This window comes from Ruegeria sp. CG4, from assembly GCF_056537185.1.
In genome coordinates, this window is sequence record NZ_JBQFRB010000001.1 from 463,965 (window position 1) to 482,756 (window position 18,792).

Annotated in this window: 21 protein-coding genes and 1 tRNA gene; 14 read left to right on the top strand and 8 right to left on the bottom strand. The window is 56.6% G+C overall.

The features are described from left to right. Window positions 1–17: 17 nt before the first annotated feature. The 7 genes from ACR0J2_RS02295 to ACR0J2_RS02325 form a co-directional block, all read right to left on the bottom strand. On the bottom strand, window positions 18–1,904 hold the full coding sequence (locus ACR0J2_RS02295) for an AMP-dependent synthetase/ligase (RefSeq protein WP_480811546.1): 1,887 nt from the start codon (window positions 1,902–1,904) through the stop codon (window positions 18–20). A gap of 3 nt (window positions 1,905–1,907) precedes the next feature. After that, window positions 1,908–2,681, bottom strand: coding sequence for an ABC transporter ATP-binding protein (locus ACR0J2_RS02300; protein ID WP_480811547.1), 774 nt, complete (start codon window positions 2,679–2,681; stop codon window positions 1,908–1,910). Further along, window positions 2,678–3,442, bottom strand: a complete 765-nt coding sequence (locus tag ACR0J2_RS02305) for an ABC transporter ATP-binding protein (RefSeq protein WP_480811548.1) — start codon at window positions 3,440–3,442, stop codon at window positions 2,678–2,680. Before ACR0J2_RS02305 ends, ACR0J2_RS02300 begins: the two co-directional genes overlap by 4 nt. Beyond that, on the bottom strand, window positions 3,439–4,536 hold the full coding sequence (locus ACR0J2_RS02310; protein ID WP_480811549.1) for a branched-chain amino acid ABC transporter permease: 1,098 nt from the start codon (window positions 4,534–4,536) through the stop codon (window positions 3,439–3,441). The genes ACR0J2_RS02305 and ACR0J2_RS02310 overlap by 4 nt, the downstream gene beginning before the upstream one ends. A 2-nt stretch (window positions 4,537–4,538) precedes the next feature. Continuing rightward, complete coding sequence (locus tag ACR0J2_RS02315) at window positions 4,539–5,414, bottom strand: branched-chain amino acid ABC transporter permease (RefSeq protein ID WP_480812020.1); 876 nt, start codon at window positions 5,412–5,414, stop codon at window positions 4,539–4,541. A 273-nt stretch (window positions 5,415–5,687) separates the two neighbouring features. Continuing rightward, window positions 5,688–6,158, bottom strand: a complete 471-nt coding sequence (locus ACR0J2_RS02320) for a hypothetical protein (protein ID WP_480811550.1) — start codon at window positions 6,156–6,158, stop codon at window positions 5,688–5,690. 350 nt (window positions 6,159–6,508) lie between these two features. Then, window positions 6,509–6,598, bottom strand: a tRNA-Ser gene (locus tag ACR0J2_RS02325). Window positions 6,599–6,721: 123 nt separating this feature from the next. Between ACR0J2_RS02325 and ACR0J2_RS02330 the strand changes: the two genes are divergently transcribed. From ACR0J2_RS02330 to ACR0J2_RS02370, 9 genes are all read left to right on the top strand, one after another. Continuing rightward, a complete protein-coding gene (locus ACR0J2_RS02330; protein WP_480811551.1) occupies window positions 6,722–7,564 on the top strand; it encodes a DUF2059 domain-containing protein in 843 nt (280 codons plus the stop codon). Further along, on the top strand, window positions 7,564–8,364 hold the full coding sequence (locus ACR0J2_RS02335) for a DUF2059 domain-containing protein (RefSeq protein ID WP_480524068.1): 801 nt from the start codon (window positions 7,564–7,566) through the stop codon (window positions 8,362–8,364). The genes ACR0J2_RS02330 and ACR0J2_RS02335 overlap by 1 nt, the downstream gene beginning before the upstream one ends. Before the next feature lie 206 nt (window positions 8,365–8,570). After that, complete coding sequence (locus tag ACR0J2_RS02340) at window positions 8,571–9,188, top strand: 50S ribosomal protein L21 (protein WP_480811552.1); 618 nt, start codon at window positions 8,571–8,573, stop codon at window positions 9,186–9,188. 11 nt (window positions 9,189–9,199) lie between these two features. Next, the gene (gene rpmA, locus ACR0J2_RS02345; protein ID WP_010440093.1) at window positions 9,200–9,469 is read left to right on the top strand and encodes a 50S ribosomal protein L27; all 270 of its coding nucleotides are present in this window, start codon (window positions 9,200–9,202) and stop codon (window positions 9,467–9,469) included. A gap of 96 nt (window positions 9,470–9,565) precedes the next feature. Next, on the top strand, window positions 9,566–10,174 hold the full coding sequence (locus ACR0J2_RS02350; RefSeq protein WP_480811553.1) for a LysE family translocator: 609 nt from the start codon (window positions 9,566–9,568) through the stop codon (window positions 10,172–10,174). After that, window positions 10,171–10,707: a GNAT family N-acetyltransferase gene (locus ACR0J2_RS02355; RefSeq protein WP_170615047.1), complete on the top strand. Its 537-nt coding sequence runs from the start codon at window positions 10,171–10,173 to the stop codon at window positions 10,705–10,707. The genes ACR0J2_RS02350 and ACR0J2_RS02355 overlap by 4 nt, the downstream gene beginning before the upstream one ends. A gap of 37 nt (window positions 10,708–10,744) precedes the next feature. Beyond that, entirely contained in the window at window positions 10,745–11,779 is a 1,035-nt protein-coding gene (gene obgE, locus ACR0J2_RS02360) for a GTPase ObgE (protein WP_480811554.1), read from the top strand. Beyond that, window positions 11,767–12,873, top strand: a complete 1,107-nt coding sequence (proB, locus tag ACR0J2_RS02365) for a glutamate 5-kinase (protein ID WP_480524073.1) — start codon at window positions 11,767–11,769, stop codon at window positions 12,871–12,873. The genes obgE and proB overlap by 13 nt, the downstream gene beginning before the upstream one ends. Window positions 12,874–12,920: 47 nt before the next feature. Beyond that, window positions 12,921–14,183, top strand: a complete 1,263-nt coding sequence (locus ACR0J2_RS02370) for a glutamate-5-semialdehyde dehydrogenase (RefSeq protein WP_480811555.1) — start codon at window positions 12,921–12,923, stop codon at window positions 14,181–14,183. On the opposite strand, the gene ACR0J2_RS02375 is transcribed toward ACR0J2_RS02370, so the two are convergent. Then, window positions 14,180–14,776, bottom strand: coding sequence for a histidine phosphotransferase family protein (locus ACR0J2_RS02375; RefSeq protein WP_480811556.1), 597 nt, complete (start codon window positions 14,774–14,776; stop codon window positions 14,180–14,182). The genes ACR0J2_RS02370 and ACR0J2_RS02375 overlap by 4 nt on opposite strands. A 42-nt stretch (window positions 14,777–14,818) precedes the next feature. Here ACR0J2_RS02375 and ACR0J2_RS02380 point away from each other — a divergent pair, with 42 nt between their 5' ends. From ACR0J2_RS02380 to tsf, 5 genes are all read left to right on the top strand, one after another. Then, window positions 14,819–15,001, top strand: coding sequence for a DUF3553 domain-containing protein (locus ACR0J2_RS02380; RefSeq protein ID WP_480811557.1), 183 nt, complete (start codon window positions 14,819–14,821; stop codon window positions 14,999–15,001). 109 nt (window positions 15,002–15,110) lie between these two features. Then, a complete protein-coding gene (gene olsB, locus ACR0J2_RS02385; protein ID WP_480811558.1) occupies window positions 15,111–15,866 on the top strand; it encodes an L-ornithine N(alpha)-acyltransferase in 756 nt (251 codons plus the stop codon). A gap of 4 nt (window positions 15,867–15,870) precedes the next feature. Beyond that, entirely contained in the window at window positions 15,871–16,707 is an 837-nt protein-coding gene (olsA, locus tag ACR0J2_RS02390) for a lyso-ornithine lipid O-acyltransferase (RefSeq protein ID WP_480811559.1), read from the top strand. Between the two features lie 168 nt (window positions 16,708–16,875). After that, window positions 16,876–17,661: a 30S ribosomal protein S2 gene (rpsB, locus tag ACR0J2_RS02395; protein WP_170806348.1), complete on the top strand. Its 786-nt coding sequence runs from the start codon at window positions 16,876–16,878 to the stop codon at window positions 17,659–17,661. A 76-nt stretch (window positions 17,662–17,737) separates the two neighbouring features. Continuing rightward, window positions 17,738–18,613 carry a translation elongation factor Ts gene (gene tsf / locus ACR0J2_RS02400; protein WP_170615038.1) on the top strand — a complete coding sequence of 292 codons (876 nt, stop codon included), beginning with the start codon at window positions 17,738–17,740 and terminating at the stop codon, window positions 18,611–18,613. Window positions 18,614–18,792 lie beyond the last annotated feature (179 nt).

Here is an 18,792-nt window from a genome sequence, read left to right on the forward strand (position 1 = left end):
TTTGGGGTACACCATGTCTATTCGTACATATTTTCAATGAGATGTGCGTACTTCTTTTCAACAAAACTCCGTTTGAGTTTCATCGTGGCGGTCAGTTCGTCATCATCGGCAGTTAGCAGAACGTCGATGAGGCGAAAGTCCTTGATCTGCTCGACGCGGGCGAAGTCGTCGTTGACCGACGATACTTCAGCGCCGATCAGATCCCTTATTTCGGGAGCTGCACACAGGGACGCAAAGCTTGAAAACGGGATTTTCCGGCCTTGCGCGTATTTTTCTACGTTTTCCTGATCAATCATGATCAGGGCGGTCAGATACTTGCGCTGATCCCCGATGATGACCGCGTCCGAAATGTAGTGGCTGAACTTCAGGCGGCTTTCAATCTCGGCCGGGGTGACGTTCTTGCCGCCAGCAGTGATTATGATGTCTTTCAGGCGTCCCGTGATGGACACAAAGCCATCTTCGTCGATGCGGCCCATATCGCCTGTCTTAAGCCAGCCGTCGGCCGTAAATGTCTCGGCCGTTTTCGCGTTGTTGCGCCAGTAACCCTGGAAGATGTTCAACCCTTTGATCTGAATTTCGCCTTCGTCCGAAATCCGGATGTCATTGTTTGCTACGGCCTTGCCAATTGAACCGATCTTGTTGTCTGTCAGCGTGTTGATGGACGCCAGTCCGGCTGTTTCCGTCATGCCGAACCCTTCGATCAACGGCACGCCGATGGCCCAGTACCATTTCAGCAGCTCTTGCGAAATCGGCGCTGCCCCTGTGCCACCGCGCCGAATTCGATCCAGCCCCAGCATGCGCCTGAGATTTCGCAGCACCAGCCCGTCCCAAAGCCAGAAGGACGCGGACACACCCATCGGAACAGGCCTGTCGGAAAGCAGGTATTCAGCGCGGCGGTAGCCGGCCTTCAGGGCCATTCCATAGGCTGCGCGCCCTATCGGCGTAGCCTCCTGCGCCATGATCTGAACGTGTGAGAAGATCTTCTCCCATACCCGCGGAACCGCCGTGAAGGTTGTGGGCGAAACCTCCTGCAGGTTGGCAAAAACCGTCTCCGGGCTTTCTGCGAAGTTCACCGTGCACTTCGCGGCCAGAGGGAAGAATACCGATACATCCCGTTCCAGAATGTGACAGAGAGGCAGAAAACAAAGCTGTTCGTCACTGGCCATGGTCGGCATCGAATGCGCTCCGGCTTCGATGGCGGCCAGAATGTTCTCGTGACTCAGCATTGCGCCTTTCGGCATTCCGGTGGTGCCGGACGTGTAGACCAGCAATGCCGTATCCGGAGGAGAGGCTTTGGCAATTTCTGCCGAAAACCGATCCGGTTCCTCTACAGCAGCCTGTCTCCCGATCTCATAAAGGTCATCGACCATCAGGCAATGTGGATGATCCAGATCGTGCAGGCCTTCGTCCTCAAGGATGATGACCTTCAAAAGATCGGGGACGTCGCCCTGTATCTCGAGATACTTGTCCAGATGCTCTTCGTTTTCGACAATCAGAAATCGGCTGCCGCTGTCATTTATCAAATAGTTCAACTGCTTGGCCGAGTCAGTTGTATAAACCCCCGAGGCGATGCCACCGACGGCCTGAATGCCCATGTCGAACCAGGCCCATTCTTTGCGGTCCTCGGAAAGGATTGAAACGACCTCGCCCCGTTGCAGGCCAAGTTTCCGCAGTCCAAGCCCGATCCATTCGGCATGTTTCCAGTAGTCATTCCACGAGTAGGACTTCCAGATACCATAATCCTTTTCGCGGTGTGCCGTCCGGCTACCCAGTTCCAAACAACGTTTTCGGAACAACTGACCGATGGTGATGCAGCCATCCACGCAAACCGGGCGCTGACCTGGCATTGCATTGTACTGAACACCGTTGATCGTCGTCTGAGGGGGCAGGGGGCTGATATTCATCGCCTACCTCCACGTCTTTCTGCGTTTCCAACGGCGGTTTTCGCGCGCACCGTCCTCTTGCACGCCCAGATAGAAGTTCCGGACATCGTCGGATTTCATCAGATCGCCGGAAGGCCCGTCCATGACGATGCGGCCGACTTCCATCACGTATCCATAATGTGCCAGTTCCAGCGCTGCATTTGCGTTCTGTTCAACCAGCATCATTGTCATCTTCTGTTCTTCGTTCAGACGTTTCAGGATGCCAAAAATCTCCTGCACCAAAATGGGTGATAGCCCCAGCGACGGCTCATCCAGCAGCATGATCTTCGGGTTCGCCATCAGCCCGCGCCCGATTGCCAGCATTTGCTGTTGCCCCCCCGACAGCGTTCCGGCCTCCTGATACCGCCTTTCTTTCAGGATCGGGAAATAGGAAAAAACCAGTTCCCGGTCCTGCTCGACACGTGTCCTGTCGGTCGAAGTATAGGCTCCAAGGCTCAGATTCTCATCCACTGTCAGCAACGGAAAAACTTCGCGCCCTTCAGGGACGTGCACAATTCCTTTCCGAACAACGATGTGCGGCTCGGCCCCCTGAATATCGTGTCCTTCAAATCTGATCCGCCCCTTTTCCGGGTCCATTACACCCGAGATCGTTTTCAACAGGGTCGTCTTGCCAGCACCGTTCGCGCCCAGGATGGAAACGATCTGGCCTTCGTGTACCTCCAAAGATACACCGCGAATGGCCATGATCGGGCCATAGAAGCTTTCGACATTGCGGATGGTCAGGATCGGTTCTCTCATGAAGCCTTTCCCAGGTACGCTTCGATAACGGCCGGATGCGACTGAACTTCTGCCGGTGTTCCCAGGGCCAGCCGGGCACCGTCCGCCATGGCCAGAACCCGATCCGACACGCCGGACACCAACCCCATATCATGTTCCACCATCAGCACAGTGATGCCCATTTGCCGCCTGATATCGTCGATCCACCATCGCATGTCAGTTGTCTCTTCAACGGAAAGACCCGAGGCCGGTTCGTCCAGCATTAAAAGGCCGGGTTCGGTGGCCAATGCCCGCGCTACCTCGACGACTTTGCGGACACCGTAGGGCAGGCCCGATATCATCTTGTCGCGAAAGGCCTGCAGGTCGAGGAATTCAATGATCTCTTCAACCTTCTCCCGGTTTTCAATCTCCTGTCTTTTTGCGGACGCTGTGAACAGGACCTGAGAAAGCAAATTAGCTTTACGATGCCGATGCCGCCCGACCAGCAGGTTTTGGAGGACCGTGGCATGCTCGAACAGCTCGATATTTTGAAATGTGCGCGCAACACCAAAACCGGCAACGCCAGAGGGTTTAACCCTCAGCAGATCATGTCCGTCGAATATGATGGATCCGGAAACTGGATCATAAAACCGGGATATCAGGTTGAAAACGGTAGATTTTCCCGCACCATTCGGACCAACGATTGCGAAAACCTCACCCTTTTCAACTGAAAACGACAAGTCATTTACGGCCGTCAGTCCGCCAAACTTGAGGGTGACGTTTTCGAAGTTCAGAAAACTCATCTCAGACGCTCCGTTCTGAGATAGGATTTCTGCCTTTTGAACATATCTCTTCGGTAGAAGGGAAACAGCTCAAACCATGTGCGTATTTTCAGCCAGCGGCCGTAAATGCCCATCGGCTCAAATAGAATGAACCCGATCAGGATCATTCCGAAAATACCAAACTCCAGTCCCGGAACGGCAACCGTGTTCCCGCCGATAAAGGCCCCCACGTATTCCTTTGAAATGGAGAGGAATTGCGGCAGGAAACCAATGACAATCGCGCCCAAAAAGGCACCGTGGATTGATCCAAGCCCGCCGATCACGATCATCATCAGCAACTGAATCGAAATCAGGACACTGAAAGTCTCGTTGTTGAACGCGCCGGCAAACATGCCCATCAGCGCGCCAGCCCAGCCCGTGACCATGCAGGACAAGGCGAACGAGATCATTTTGGTTCGGGCGATATCCACGCCCATGGCCTGTGCGGAAACCTCGGAATCCCGTACGGCGATAAAACTGCGCCCCAAAGGCGAGCGCAGAAGGTTGATATAGCCCAATGTGACAACAACCGAAATTGACAGAACCAGCCAGTAGAACCAGGACGGCGTCGCCCAGCGATCCACCAGATGTCCGAAAATCTCGACCCCGCCCAAATACTTACCCGAGACACCTCCGGTAATGGGTTCGGCCAGCACGATTATGTCGTCCATGAGAATGGACAAAGCCATCGTGAAGATCGCCAGGTAAATCCCATGCAACCGCAGGGCAGGGATGGCAACAGTCACTCCGGCGATGCCGGTCAGAACCCCGGCCAGTGGAAACGCGACCACAAAGGGAATTCCAGCCTCGATCAGAATGACATTGGCGTAACATCCAACGGCCAGAAAGGCAGCGTGACCCAGGCTGACCTGACCGGTGTGGCCGGTCAGCAGCATCAATCCCAGTCCTGCGACCGCCCAGATCAGAACGTTTGTCAGTTCACCAAGATAGAAATCATCCAGCCACCAGGGTGCGGCGGCGGCTGTGACAAGCAAGGCCAGGTACATTCCCAACTGGTACCCGTCCTTCCACGGTCTGATGTCCTGCATGTAACTTGTTTTGAAAACAACCCGCATGATCAGACCTTCTTGATACGTACTTGGCTGAACAATCCGTTGGGTCGGAAAACCAGCACGGCCAGAAGCAAGGCGTAAGGGGCGATCTGGCTGTAACCCGCCGCGATGTAACGGCTTGCAAACGGTTCTATCACCCCAACAATCAACCCACCCGCCAAAGCGCCGGGCAGGCTTCCGAAGCCGCCGATAACCGCAGCCGCGAAGGCCTTGATACCAAGCAGTCCTGTTGTCGGGTCGACCGACCCCTTGGCGGCGAACAGAAAACCCGCAATAGCTGCGACAATGCCTGCCAGAGCCCATACAAAGCCCTGAACGCGCCGAACCGGGATGCCCATGTAATAGGCCGCCAGTTGGTTCTGCGAAGCGCCCTGCATCGCCAGTCCGAGCTTTGTTCTGTTGAAAAACGCGTAAAGACCCCAGGTCAGAACAAAAGTGACGCCAATGACGGCCACGTCTTCCATCCCCAGAACCAGCCCGCCGAACCGGACCTCCTTGCCCGCCAAAGGGTTTTGCAGAGTTTGCGGCTCGTGCCCCCAGATCAAACCGGCGGCGAACCGGATGACAAAGCCCAGAGCGATTGTCAGGATTACAACGGCAGTCTGACTTTCACCAAACAGGCGTCGGATAATCAGACGCTCGAGCAGATAGCCCAAAGCGCCCATCACCATGAAGGAAATTGGCAGAGCAAGCCAGAAAGGCAGTCCCATATATTCGGTATTGGTCAGGCCGATGGTCACGAACGCCCCAAGCATCATGAAATCGCCCTGTGCGAAGTTCACGGCCTCCGTTGCTTTGTAGATCAGCACAAAGCCAAGTGCGATCAGACCGTAGACACATCCGTTTGCCAACCCGCTGACCAGCAACTGCGCGTTGTCCAAAATCACCTCCCACGTCCGGTATGTCCGGCATCATTGGTGCCCGGTCGTTCAAAGGACGCCGCGGCTTGAGAATACTATGGCGCGATAATCACCGTTTCGTCACTCTTTTTTCGCGGCCCCAGTAGATTGACGGCAAAACTTCCCGAGATAAGCCTTTCTGAAATTTCATTTTTCCAGCGCTCATCCTTCGCAGAGGGCCTTGGGCAAATGCGAACAAGTTCTTTGTTTCAGGATGTAAGACGGGGGCCGGTCCGGAAACCGGCCCAATCAGAATTATTGCTGCGTGAACAGCTGCTGCAGTTCCTGAATTTTCAAAGCAATCGTTTCCGGCGAAGCCTTGATTTCATCCAGAATCTTGATCGCCTGTGTCTTGACGTCTTGTGTCAGAGTGCTTTCCTGAACCGCTGCAACCATCTTGTCATAGTCAAAGTTCTGCAGGGTCAATGCGCCTTCTTCGATCCAGGACGAAAGCAACTCTTGGCCTTCGCTGCTCAGCGATGCGACCTGCTCGCCGGCCTGATCCGAGATGGATGAGGCGGCTTCACTGGCCTGCTCCGTTGCGTTTTGCAGCGCTTCGCTGGCGGCATCCTGCACGGCGGATGCAGCTTCGCTGGCCGCGTCGGCTGCATCCTCGGCGGCCGATTGCAACTGTTCTGCCGGTGTCGGCTCGGGTTGGTTCAGGATGTAATAGGCGCCTGCGCCAATGGCGGCGATGGCGATTCCGATAATTAAAGTGCGCGACATGAGTGTCTCCTTCAATTCTACTCGGTCGAGATGGGTCAAATCTATCCTCGGGCAAAGGGGGAAATCTCTGGATTTCTTTGCAAATTCGGATCTTGGGCCACAGCACGCTGATCCGACTGTGCAACAGCGGCAAGAATGTGCCGCTACGTTGGTCCTGGGTGTTGGCTTTCTTGAAAAAGACCGATCCGGTGATTGACGTCGGGCTGTTTAGAAAGAAACACTCTCATGTTTTTCAGGCAATGATTTTGTCTTCTTTCAACCGCGTACAGGCGAATGTTAACGCGACAAAAGCCACAACACGCCGATGCACCAACCTCCTAAGTCGGCTCAAACAATACTTGTGGGGAGTATGGCGGAGAGACAGGGATTCGAACCCTGGGTGGGCTTGCACCCACAACGGTTTTCGAGACCGCCCCGTTCGACCACTCCGGCACCTCTCCGCGGGGGTCTGTGAGGGGGGGATTTAGTGAGGAACGCGCAGGGGTGCAAGCGGAAAATTCCCGAATTTCGAATTGGACTGATTTTCCATTGCCTGTCATTCTAAATCACCTAGGCTCTTACTCATGATGAAGCTTGTTCGAAACGTCCTTCTGTCCGTGCTGATGCCGTTGATTGCGGTGGCAGTTATGGCGCAATCGCCTTCTGCTGCCAGCAGGGACCGGATTGAGGCCTTCCTGACAACGACCGGGTTTGATGTTGCGCTGGAAAGTATAGCTCTGACGTCGGCGTCAGCCCCCAAAATGCTTGGTATCGATCCTGAGGGGTTCGGATCGGACTGGACGCGCCTGGCGGAAGAAGTTTTTGACCTCAAGGATATGCACGAAACCGCCGTATCAATCCTTGAACAGACGTTGAGCGACGACTCGTTGAACCACGCCGTAGAGTTTTATGCGTCGGACCTCGGCCAACGGCTTGTCGAGGCTGAAAATGCCTCTCATCTGTACGAAGACGAGGACAACAAACAAAAACAGGGGCAGGAGATCATTTCAGAGCTTGTCAAAGACGGCTCGCACAGGGTCGAAACCCTGAAGCGCATGAATCGTGCCGTCGATTCAAGTGGAACCGCCCTTCGTGCGCTGCAGGAAGTGCAACTGCGCTTTCTTTTGGCGGCCAGCGCGTCTGGAGTTATCGACCTGCAGTTCAGCGCCGATGAATTGCGGGAAATGCTGCGCCGTAACGAAAGTGGGATGCGTCAGGCGATGCAATTGTCGGCTCTGGCAGGCGCCGCATATACTTATCAGGACTTCTCGGACGAGGATGTCGAAGCCTACACAAAAGCTCTGGAGCATCCGCAAATGCGGGAAGTTTATGAGCTGCTGAATGCAATCCAATACGAAATCATGGCCATGAAATTCGAAATTCTGGCGGCCCGGATGGCAGAATTGCATCCAGCTCAGGATATCTGATGCGTCTTGTTATTGGATTACTTATTGGACTGTTTGCATGCGGAACGGTCGCTGCGTCCGAAAAGGTGGATCAACTTGCCGAGGCATTGCAGCTGAGCCAAATCATGGAGATCCTTCGGAAGGAAGGTCAGGCGCACCGGCAGGAACTGGATGAAACCCATCTGGACCAAAAGGGCGGCTCATTCCTGGAAGCGCAAGTCGAGGATATTTACGACACCGTCTGGATGCAGTCCCAGATAACCTCGGCCCTGACCGAGAATCTGACCAGCGTTCAGATGGATCAGGCTATTCTGTTTTTCGAAAGCGCTGTCGGCAAAACTGTGGTGTCACTGGAAAACTCGGCGCGGGATGCAATCTCGGACGAAACGATCGAGGAGATGGCCCGGCACGCGTATGAAAATGAGCCCCGCGACGACAAGTTCTTCAAGTTGGTGGATGAGTACATTCAGGTCAATGACCTGATCAATCAGAATGTTCAGAACTCTCTCAGCGCTGATTTCTTTTTCTTTCGCGGCCTTGATCTGGAAGAAAACCAGGATGACGCCGAACTCTGGGCCCAGCTATTGGCGCAGACAAAGGAAAGGACTGAGGACGCTACCGTTTGGCTGTATTCCTTCCTTCTTCTGGCCTATCAACCCTTGACCGAGGCGCAGATGCGAGAGAACATCGCCTTTTCCCGTACAGACACAGGCCGAGCCCTGAACAAGGCGCTGTTTACGGGATTTGACCAGATGTTTGACGAAATTTCGTATCAACTGGGCAGGGCGGTTGCGCACTCGATGAGGGCATCGGATCTTTAGCACCGCATTGGTGTTGACTTTCTCGGGCAATCTATGGATAAGCGCGCATCCCGGCCGGAATCTCCGCGCCGGGTCTCGTTATTATTTGACCTCAGGGTTTTGCCCTAGGTCGTCACACAGCCCGAAAAGGGCGCGCTGTTCGAGGTGGCTTCGGCCAAAACGCCTACAAGGGGACCACAGAACGCGGTATGGAAAAGGAAAGACGCATGTTTGCGGTCCTCAAGACTGGCGGCAAGCAGTACAAAGTTCAGGCGGGCGACGTGCTCCGCGTTGAAAAACTGGCTGCCGACGCAGGTGAAAAAGTTCAATTCAACGATGTTCTGATGCTGGGCGGCGACGCTCCGGTTGTCGGCGCACCGTTCATCGAAGGCGCAGGCGTTCAGGCCGAAGTGATCGAACAGGTCAAAGGTGACAAGGTCATCAAGTTCGTCAAACGCCGCCGTAAGCACAGCTCGAAGCGTACTGTTGGCCACCGTCAGAAACTGACTCTGGTCAAAATCACCGACATCCTGGAGTCGGGCGCTGACAAGTCGGGCATCAAAGCTGCAACCGGTTCCGTTCCGGCTGGTGAAGCTGCTCCGGCGGCAAAAAAGCCTGCCAAGAAAGCTGAAGCCAAAGCAGAGGCACCCGCTGCGGCTGCCGCCGCTGACGATCTGACCCAGCTGAACGGTGTTGGTCCTGCCGCTGCCAAAAAGCTGGCCGAGGCCGGTATCGAGAGCTTTGCCGCTCTGGCCGCCTTGTCGGACGAGCAGATTGCTGCTATCGAAACGGTCAAAGTGAAACCCGAATGGGTTGAGCAGGCCAAAGAGCTGGCCAAAGGCTAAGGAGAGAGAGAATGGCACATAAAAAAGCTGGCGGTTCCTCCCGTAACGGTCGCGACTCAGCAGGTCGTCGCCTTGGCGTGAAACTCTATGGTGGTCAGGCCGCCATTGCAGGCAACATCATCGTGCGTCAGCGCGGCACCAAGTTCTGGCCGGGCGAAGGCGTAGGCATGGGCAAAGATCACACCATCTTTGCAACTGTCGATGGCGCCGTGAAGTTCCACAAGGGCCTCAAGAACCGCACCTTTATTTCGGTCCTGCCAGTGGCGGAGGCCGCAGAGTAAGCCGAAACCCAGAAGGTTTAATAAAAAATTCATGGGGGACCGGCAGAAAATGCCGGTCCCTTTTTCGTTTTATCGCAGTCGTGATCACCAGAACCGATGACAGTCGCAACCACCAGTTTCCTTATCTTTGCCGCCAGTCAGGTCGGCACGCCGGGACCGGCCAACATGGTCCTGCTGGGAACCGGTGCGCGTTATGGCTTTCGGGCGGCGTTGCCGTTTGTGGCCGGCGTCATCTTGGGCAAACAACTGATCATTTGGCCCGTGGGTTTTGGGCTGCTGCAATTGGCTGAACAGGCGCCCCTGGTGTTTTCAGTCCTGAAATACGCTTCAGCGGCCTATATTTGCTGGCTTGCGTGGAAAATTGCGAACTTGCGTCTGTCGCGTGGTTCTACGCGTGAAGCCGCTCCGGGGTTCTGGGCGGGGATGATTGTTCACCCGCTGAATCCCAAGGCCTGGGCGATGATCGTCGCCGGGTTTACCGGTTTTGTTGCTGCCGGAACGTCGAGTTTTGACGCGACGCTCACGATCGCTCTCTGCTTATTGTCCTGCCAGGTGATTTTGCACCCGATTTGGACATTTGCCGGAGATAGAATTGCCCATGCGGTTGAAGGTCGCCCGGTGGAAAAATATCTGATGTGGACGTTGGCGAGTTTGACAGTTGCGTCCGTATTTTTTGTGTTGTTCGGAGGAGGAACGAACTCATGAAGCTTGAGACTATAATCAATCAGCCGGTCATTGAAACCGAGCGGTTCGATCTGCGCCCGCTGCGCAGGTCGGATATGGGTCTCATCGAGTATTATGCAGGCGAAAAACGCGTGGCGCGCATGACGACGTCGATTCCGCACCCGTTGCCGCCCGGCTCGGTCGAGGCATTTGTGACCCGCTCAATGGCTGACGACCGCGACGAGGATGTCTGGGCCATGGACGCCACCAAGGATGGCGGGCCTGAGCTGATCGGTGTGATCTCACTGATGCGGCTGGATCGCAATCAATCCGAGGTCGGATACTGGGTCGCGCCCCTGTATTGGAACACTGGCATTGCCTCTCAGGCCGTCGAGGCCCTGGTCAATGCCAACCCGCTCGAGAACGCCACCATGTTCGCCAGCGTGTTTCAGGACAATCCGGCTTCGGCCCGGGTGCTGACACATTGCGGGTTCCAGTATCTGGGTGATGCGGAAAGCTATTCGGTGGCGCGCGACGCGAATGTGCCCACCTGGACATACAGCAAAAAACTCTGACTTGTGGCCGATGGGGCCTTTGCAGTAGGGGACAGTCATGAAATTTCTCGATCTTGCAAAGGTCTACATCCGGTCCGGGGCCGGCGGTGGCGGGTGCGTCAGCTTTCGGCGCGAAAAGTACATTGAATACGGCGGTCCCGATGGCGGAGACGGCGGTAAAGGCGGGTCTGTCTGGGCAGAGGTCGTGGACGGGCTCAACACCCTGATCGATTTTCGCTATCAGCAGCATTTCTTTGCCAAAAACGGCCAGCCCGGACGCGGGCAGCAGCGCACCGGCAAAGATGGCGACGACATTGTTTTGCGCGTGCCCGTCGGCACCGAGATTCTGGACGAAGATGAAGAAACAGTCATCTGCGACCTGACCGAGGTTGGCCAGCGCGTACTGTTGGCCAAGGGCGGCAATGGTGGCTTTGGCAACCTGCACTTCAAATCGGCGACAAACCAGGCGCCACGACGGGCGAACCCGGGGCAGGCAGGTATCGACCGCACGATCTGGTTGCGGCTGAAACTGATTGCCGATGTGGGGCTGCTTGGGATGCCCAACGCCGGCAAGTCGACCTTTCTGGCGGCAACGTCGAACGCGCGCCCAAAGATCGCCGACTACCCCTTCACGACACTGCACCCGAACCTGGGGGTCGTGGGCGTCGACAATGTGGAATTCGTCGTGGCCGATATTCCTGGCCTGATCGAAGGTGCCCATGAAGGGCGCGGGATTGGCGACCGCTTTCTGGGCCATGTCGAACGGTGCGCGGTTCTGCTGCATCTGGTTGACGGAACCTCGGAAACTGTGGCTGAGGATTATCGCACCATCATTCACGAACTTCAGGCGTATGGTGGCGAACTGGCGGGAAAGCCGCGCATCACCGTGCTGAACAAGGTCGACGCGCTGGATGCCGATGAAACGGAAATGGTCAAGGCCGAACTGGAAGAAGTGGTTGGCGGCCCCGTCATGACCATGTCGGGCGTCGCGCATCTGGGTGTGACCGAGGTGCTCCGCACCCTTAGAACACAGATCGACGAAGACCGCCTGCGCCAAAAGCCCAACGAGGAGGCACAAGCTTGGCAACCCTGACCACTGCAAAACGTTTGGTTGTCAAAATCGGGTCCGCGTTGCTGGTGGACCGCGAGACGGGCCTGCTTCGATCCGAGTGGCTACGCTCTCTGGCCGAAGATGTGGTCTGGCTCAAGAATCAGGGCACGGATGTCATTCTGGTGTCCTCGGGCTCAATCGCTCTGGGGCGTGGCGTGTTGGGCCTGCCTATGGCCAACCTGCCGTTGGAGCAGTCGCAAGCCGCTGCTGCTGTCGGTCAGATTCGGCTGGCCCGTGCGTATGAAGAAGTACTTGCGCCTCATGACATCAAAACCGCTCAGGTTCTGGTAACGCTGGAAGACAGCGCAAACCGGCGCCGTTACCTGAATTCGCGGGCGACGCTTGAGACGCTTTTGAGCCTGGGCGTGGTCCCGATCGTCAATGAAAACGATACCGTTGCAACGGATGAAATTCGCTATGGCGACAATGACCGTCTGGCCGCGCAGATTGCCGTGACGGTTGGGGCCGACCAACTGATCCTGTTGTCTGATGTTGACGGGTTCTACACCGGAAATCCCAACGAAGACCCGAAGGCGACCCGCTATGACGTGATCGAACAGATCACGCCCGAGATTGAGGCCATGGCAGGCGATGCGGGTTCCGGGCTGTCAAAGGGCGGTATGAAGACTAAACTTTTGGCTGGCAAGATGGCAATCGCCGCCGGCTGCGATATGGCGATTACCGAAGGTTCCCCGCTGAACCCGCTGAAAACGCTTGAGAACGGCGCAAATTGTACATGGTTCACGGCGACATTGGATCCGCACGCCGCGCGCAAACGCTGGATTTCGGCGATGAAGCCGCGCGGAGAAATCAAAGTGGACGAGGGGGCAGCGCGTGCGCTGGCCAACGGCAAAAGCCTGCTGCCAGCAGGTGTTATCGAAGTAACCGGTGATTTCGGGCGTGGCGATCCCGTAGCGATTCTGGATCCCGTGGCGCGGCGTCTGGCGCAGGGCCTAAGCCGCTACACTGCGCAGGAAGCCGATGCGATAAAGGGGCGCAAATCTTCGGAAATCGAGGCGACGCTCGGTTACCCGGGCAGGGCCGCCCTGATCCATCGCGACGATCTGGCGCTATAGTGACGTTCCCCGCAACGCAGAACACTCGGACCTGAAAGGCACATGACATGAAGGATTTCGACACCATTCCCGCCCTGATGGCCGATCTCGGAAAACGCGCCAAGCAAGCGTCGAACGCGCTTGGGTTTGCCAGCGCCGAACGTAAACACGCTGCGCTGATTGCAGCCGCCGATGCGGTTTGGGAAAACCGCGCGCAAATCATTGAGGCCAACCGGAAAGACCTGGAGTTTGGTCGCGAAAAGGTCCTGAGCGCCGCCATGATGGACCGCCTGATGCTGGATGAGGACCGTGTCCGCGGCATGGTCGACGGTTTGCGCGCCGTCGCTGAACAGGCAGATCCCGTGGGCGAAGTTCTGTCTGAATGGGATATGGCGTCGGGTCTGAATATTCAGCGTGTACGCACACCGCTTGGCGTGATCGGTGTGATCTATGAAAGCCGGCCAAACGTAACTGCCGATGCCGGTGCGCTTTGCCTGAAATCCGGCAATGCCGTGATTCTGCGCGGCGGTTCCGAGAGCTTTCACTCGTCGACAGCGATCCACGCCTGCCTTGTTGAGGGTCTTAAAGCCGCCAACCTGCCCGAGGACGCGATACAGTTGATCCCGACCCGGGATCGGGCTGCGGTTCAGGAACTGTTGACCATGACCGATTACGTGGATGTCATCGTCCCCCGCGGCGGCAAGGGTTTGGTCGGGCTGGTGCAACGCGAAGCACGTGTGCCTGTTTTTGCGCATCTCGAAGGCATCGTTCACATCTACGTGGACAAGGCAGCCGATCCCCAAAAAACGCTGGATGTGGTCCTGAACGCCAAGACGCGACGCACCGGCATTTGTGGCGCTGCGGAATGTCTTCTTGTTCACGAGGACGTTGCGAAGACACTGGGACGCGACGTTGTATCCGCCTTGATGGCGGCCGGTGTCGAAGTCCATGCCGAGGGCGATCTGGCCATCGAAGGCACAATCGCCGCGACCGATGAGGATTGGGGCAAGGAGTTCCTCGACAGCATTATTGCGGCAAAACCGGTTGCCGACATCGACGCGGCCATCGCGCATATCCGGGCCAATGGCTCAAACCATACCGATTGCATCATGACCGAGGACGCCAATGCCGCCGCGCGTTTTTTCGAGCGGTTGGACAGTGCCATTTTGATGCACAATGCCTCAACTCAGTTTGCCGACGGCGGGGAATTCGGAATGGGCGCTGAGATCGGGATTGCCACCGGCAAGATGCATGCACGCGGCCCGGTGGGGGCAGCGCAATTGACCAGCTTCAAGTATCTGGTGCGCGGGAACGGGACGACCCGAACCTAAAAGCGCAAAGCAACCCGGGTTGCGGCAGTTTCAACCGCAATCCGCCGCCCCATGGCCGCCGAAGTTTCATGCAGCAAGGCAAACTGCACCTGAGATGGTGTTATCTTGCCGGGAAACCGACCGGTCGCGACGTGCTTCCACAGATCGCAATCGATATTCAGTTTGTCCGCGTTCCCGGCCACAGTCCATTTCCCGTCATGCAGGGAAATCTCGACCTCGCCTCCCATAGGCATGGCACTTTCGCAGCACATCAATGCCAGAAAGGTCAGTTTCACCTGATTGCGGGGTGCGGGTTCGCCCAGGGTCCAATTGATCCGAACGCGGCCTGCGCGTTCGATATCCCGTAACAGATCTGCAATTTCGGTTCGTCCAAGCGGCTGGTCACCCGCAGCGCCGAACGCCACGCGGAAAAAGCGAATTCTGGCACCGGCGCTGCCGACGCTGCCGGAAATCAACTCCATCTCAGGACCTTGCACGCTGCCAACCATCTCAAGCAGTTCCAGACCGTTGGTGATCGCACCTATAGGGCTGATCAGATCGTGACAGATCCGGGAACCGATCAACTCGGCCAGGTTGACGTCCGTGCCGCCCATGCGTACCTCCTGCTGTATCTGCCGCCGGACCGGAGCCACCGCATGACAGACCTCAATGCTATTCTTGCACCGGGCATGTATGTCCGCCACCCGGATTTCCCCGATTGGGGCGTCGGACAGGTTCAGTCCAACATCGCAGGCAAGATCACCGTGAACTTTCGCGAGCAGGGGAAAGTGGTGATTGACGGGACACGTATTGCCCTGGTGTCGGTCTTTGATCTCTGAAACTGGTTTAGGAAAAGTTAACGGAACCTGCCAGAGCAGCGCATGTTGCTAAGCCGCAAAAAACTGCTGTATCAGGCGGACCAGTATCAAAAAGGATCAAACATCGCACATGCCCGACGCAGGCCCATCTTTCACAGTCAAACTTGCCGAAAACGAGGCGGAGCTTCGGGCGGCGCAGCGGCTACGCTATGACGTGTTCGTGCGCGAGTTGGGCGGCGGTGGGCGGATGGTTGACCATGATGCCGGTTTGGAGCAGGACAGCTTCGATCCGCATTTCGATCACATGCTGGCTTATGACGATACGACGGGCAAGGTGATTGGTGTCTATCGGTTGTTGCCCGGTGATCGGGCCGCAGAGCTGGGGCAGTTCTACTCGGAAGATGAATATGATCTGACTGTCCTGAAAGAAAGCGGGCGCAAGCTGCTGGAACTTGGGCGATCGTGCCTGCACCCCGATTACCGGGGCGGCACGGCGATGTATTACATCTGGAATGGACTTGCGAAATACGTTGAAGACCGCAACATCGAAGTTCTGTTTGGTGTCGCCAGTTTCCACGGCACGGATGTTCAGGCACTTGCTCAACCCCTGTCGATGCTGCATCACAACCATCTGGCACCACCTGATCTGCGGGTACGTGCCCAGTCAGATGTCTTTCAGGACATGAACCTTGTCGCCCCCGAGGATCTGGATCGGCGTGCTGCCATGGTGCAGGTCCCATCACTCATCAAAGCGTACCTGAGGCTGGGCGGATTTGTGGGCGAGGGGGCCTTTATTGATCATGCCTTCAACACCACCGATGTCTGCCTGATCCTGGACACAGCCCGCATGAACGAGCGTCAAAAGCGCATCTACAGTGGGGCGTAATCCTGTGAACGACCCGCTTTGGAATAGCGAGGATGCGCCGGATCCTATCCGATTGGGGCTGGACGGTTGGCTTCTGGTGATCCTGCGCGGGCTGCCTTTAGCGATTTTGGTGTTTGGTGGTCTGATCATCCTTTTGGCCCTTCGTCTGATCGAACGACCGCTTTACGGCATTCGAAGGCCGGTTACACCTTCCATCACCCAGTTCGTCTGCAGGAATGCACTTCGAATACTCGGAATGGGGTATCGAACCTCAGGCGAATTGATGCGGGAACAAGGCGCTGTTGTGGCTAATCACACCTCTTGGCTGGACATTTTCGCACTCAATGCGCGCAAGCGCGTCTACTTTGTTTCCAAGGCCGAAGTTGCCAAATGGCCCGGCATTGGGTGGCTGGCCCGCGCAACCGGCACCGTGTTCATTGAACGTGACCGAAAGAAAGCGCGCGAGCAGACCAAGGTGTTCGAAACCCGACTGAAAGCCGGGCACAAGCTGTTGTTTTTTCCCGAAGGCACCTCGACTGATGGTTTGCGTGTTTTGCCATTTAAAACAACACTTTTCGAGGCGTTCTTTACCAGAGAATTGCGAGAGTTCATGTATGTCCAACCGGTCACGGTGGTTTTCCATGCACCCGATGGGCGGCCTGCGCGATTTTATGGCTGGTGGGGCGACATGGATTTCGGACCGCACCTTCTCAAGACACTCGGCGCACGCAAGCAAGGCTCGGTTGAGTTGATTTATCACGCCCCCGCAAAAGTCAGCGACTTTGAGAACCGCAAGGCTTTGGCTGCACATTGCGAGGAGGCGGTTCGGCACGCACATAGCCTGGCGCGGCTCGAAAAATAAGGGCGAAAGACCCTTGCGCTGCCACTCAACCTGCCGTATACGCGCGCCATTCAAACCCGCAGGCGGGGTTTGGCCTTTTTGAGGGAGACATCCTCATCAAGACCGCCGGTTGGAGCATCCGCTTCTTTCACCCCCGCCGAGGCGTAAACCGGAAAAGGAAAGTAAAGCATGGCTCTTCCCGAGTTCACCATGCGTCAGCTGCTGGAAGCTGGCGTTCACTTTGGTCACCAGACACAGCGTTGGAATCCCCGCATGGGCCCGTTCATCTACGGCTCGCGCAATGGCATCCACATCATGGACCTGACCCAGACCGTTCCGATGCTGGATCAGGCGCTGCAGGCTGTTCGTGACACCGTCGCAAAAGGTGGCCGCGTTCTGTTCGTTGGCACCAAGCGTCAGGCTGCTCAGCCGATCGCTGAAGCTGCTGAAAAGTCGGCGCAGTACTACATGAACCACCGCTGGCTGGGCGGCACTCTGACCAACTGGAAAACCGTTTCCCAGTCGATCAACCGTCTGAACCAGATCGACGAAGCAATGGAATCGGGCGCCGAAGGCCTGACCAAGAAAGAGCGTCTGGGCATGGAACGTGACCAAGGCAAACTGCAAGCATCGCTGGGCGGTATCCGCGAGATGGGCGGCGTTCCTGATCTGCTGTTCGTCATCGACGTCAAGAAAGAAGCACTGGCCATCGCCGAAGCCAACAAACTGGGTATCCCGGTTGTGGCAGTTGTCGACACCAACTGCTCGCCCGACGGCGTTGACTACATCATCCCCGGCAACGACGACGCTGCACGCGCAATCGCTCTGTACTGCGATCTGGCCGCACGCGCCGCACTGGACGGCATGACCGCTCAGATGGGTGCTGCGGGCGTTGACCTGGGTGCGTTCGAAGAAGCTCCGGTTGAAGAAGCCGTTGCTGAAGAGGCCGAAGCAGAAGCACCTGCTGAAGCGTAAGCTGCCCGTCACCAAAATGACATATGGGGCAGGGTAGACCTGCCCCAATTCCGTTTGAATTGAGGAGAGCCAAAAGATGGCAATCACAGCAGCAATGGTTAAAGAACTGCGCGACTCGACCGGCGCAGGCATGATGGACGCAAAAAAAGCGCTGACCGAAACCGGCGGCAACATGGACGAAGCCGTTGACTGGCTGCGCACCAAGGGCCTGGCCAAAGCGGCTAAGAAATCTGGCCGTACCGCGGCAGAAGGTCTGGTTGCAGTTCACGTGGACGGTGGCACTGGTGTCGCTGTCGAAGTGAACTCGGAAACCGACTTCGTTGCGAAGAATGGCGAGTTCCAGGAAATGGTCGGCAAAATCGCCTACGCCGCCGAAGGCGTGGACAATGTCGAGGCGCTGCTGGCTGCTGATCTGGGCGGCAAGACCGTTGCCGACACGCTGACCGACAAGATCGCCACCATCGGAGAAAACATGTCGGTTCGCCGCATGGCCAAACTGTCGGGCGACACCGTTGTGTCTTACGTGCACAACGCTGCCACCAATGGCATGGGCAAAATCGGTGTTCTGGTTGCTCTGACCGGTGGTGACGAAGCAATCGGCAAACAGGTTGCAATGCACATCGCAGCTGTAAACCCGGCGGCCCTGTCCGAAGATGATATGGACCCGGCTGTTGTCGAGAAGGAAAAGCAGGTTCAGATGGACATCGCCCGCGAATCCGGCAAGCCCGAGCAGGTGATCGAAAAGATGATCGTAGGCCGCATGAAGAAGTTCGTCGCGGAATCGACTCTGCTGAACCAGCAGTTCGTTGTGAATCCTGACCTGACTGTTGAAGCCGCTGCCAAAGAAGCTGGCGCGACCATCACCGGCTTCGTCCGTCTGGAAGTGGGTGAAGGCATCGTTGTCGAAAAAGAAGACTTCGCAGCCGAAGTGGCCAAGGCTGCTCAGGGCTGAGAATGCGGGGTATCAACAGATACCCCCACTAAGAAATAGGAACCGGTTACGTGAAAGCGTGACCGGTTTTTTGTATTCCGGATGCACGTACGCAGAACGCTGCCGACTACCGCAAGATTGGAGAAAAGGTTGATTGAGGGGCCCCGCATGATGGGGATGGTCGAGGCCCCCCAAAATTT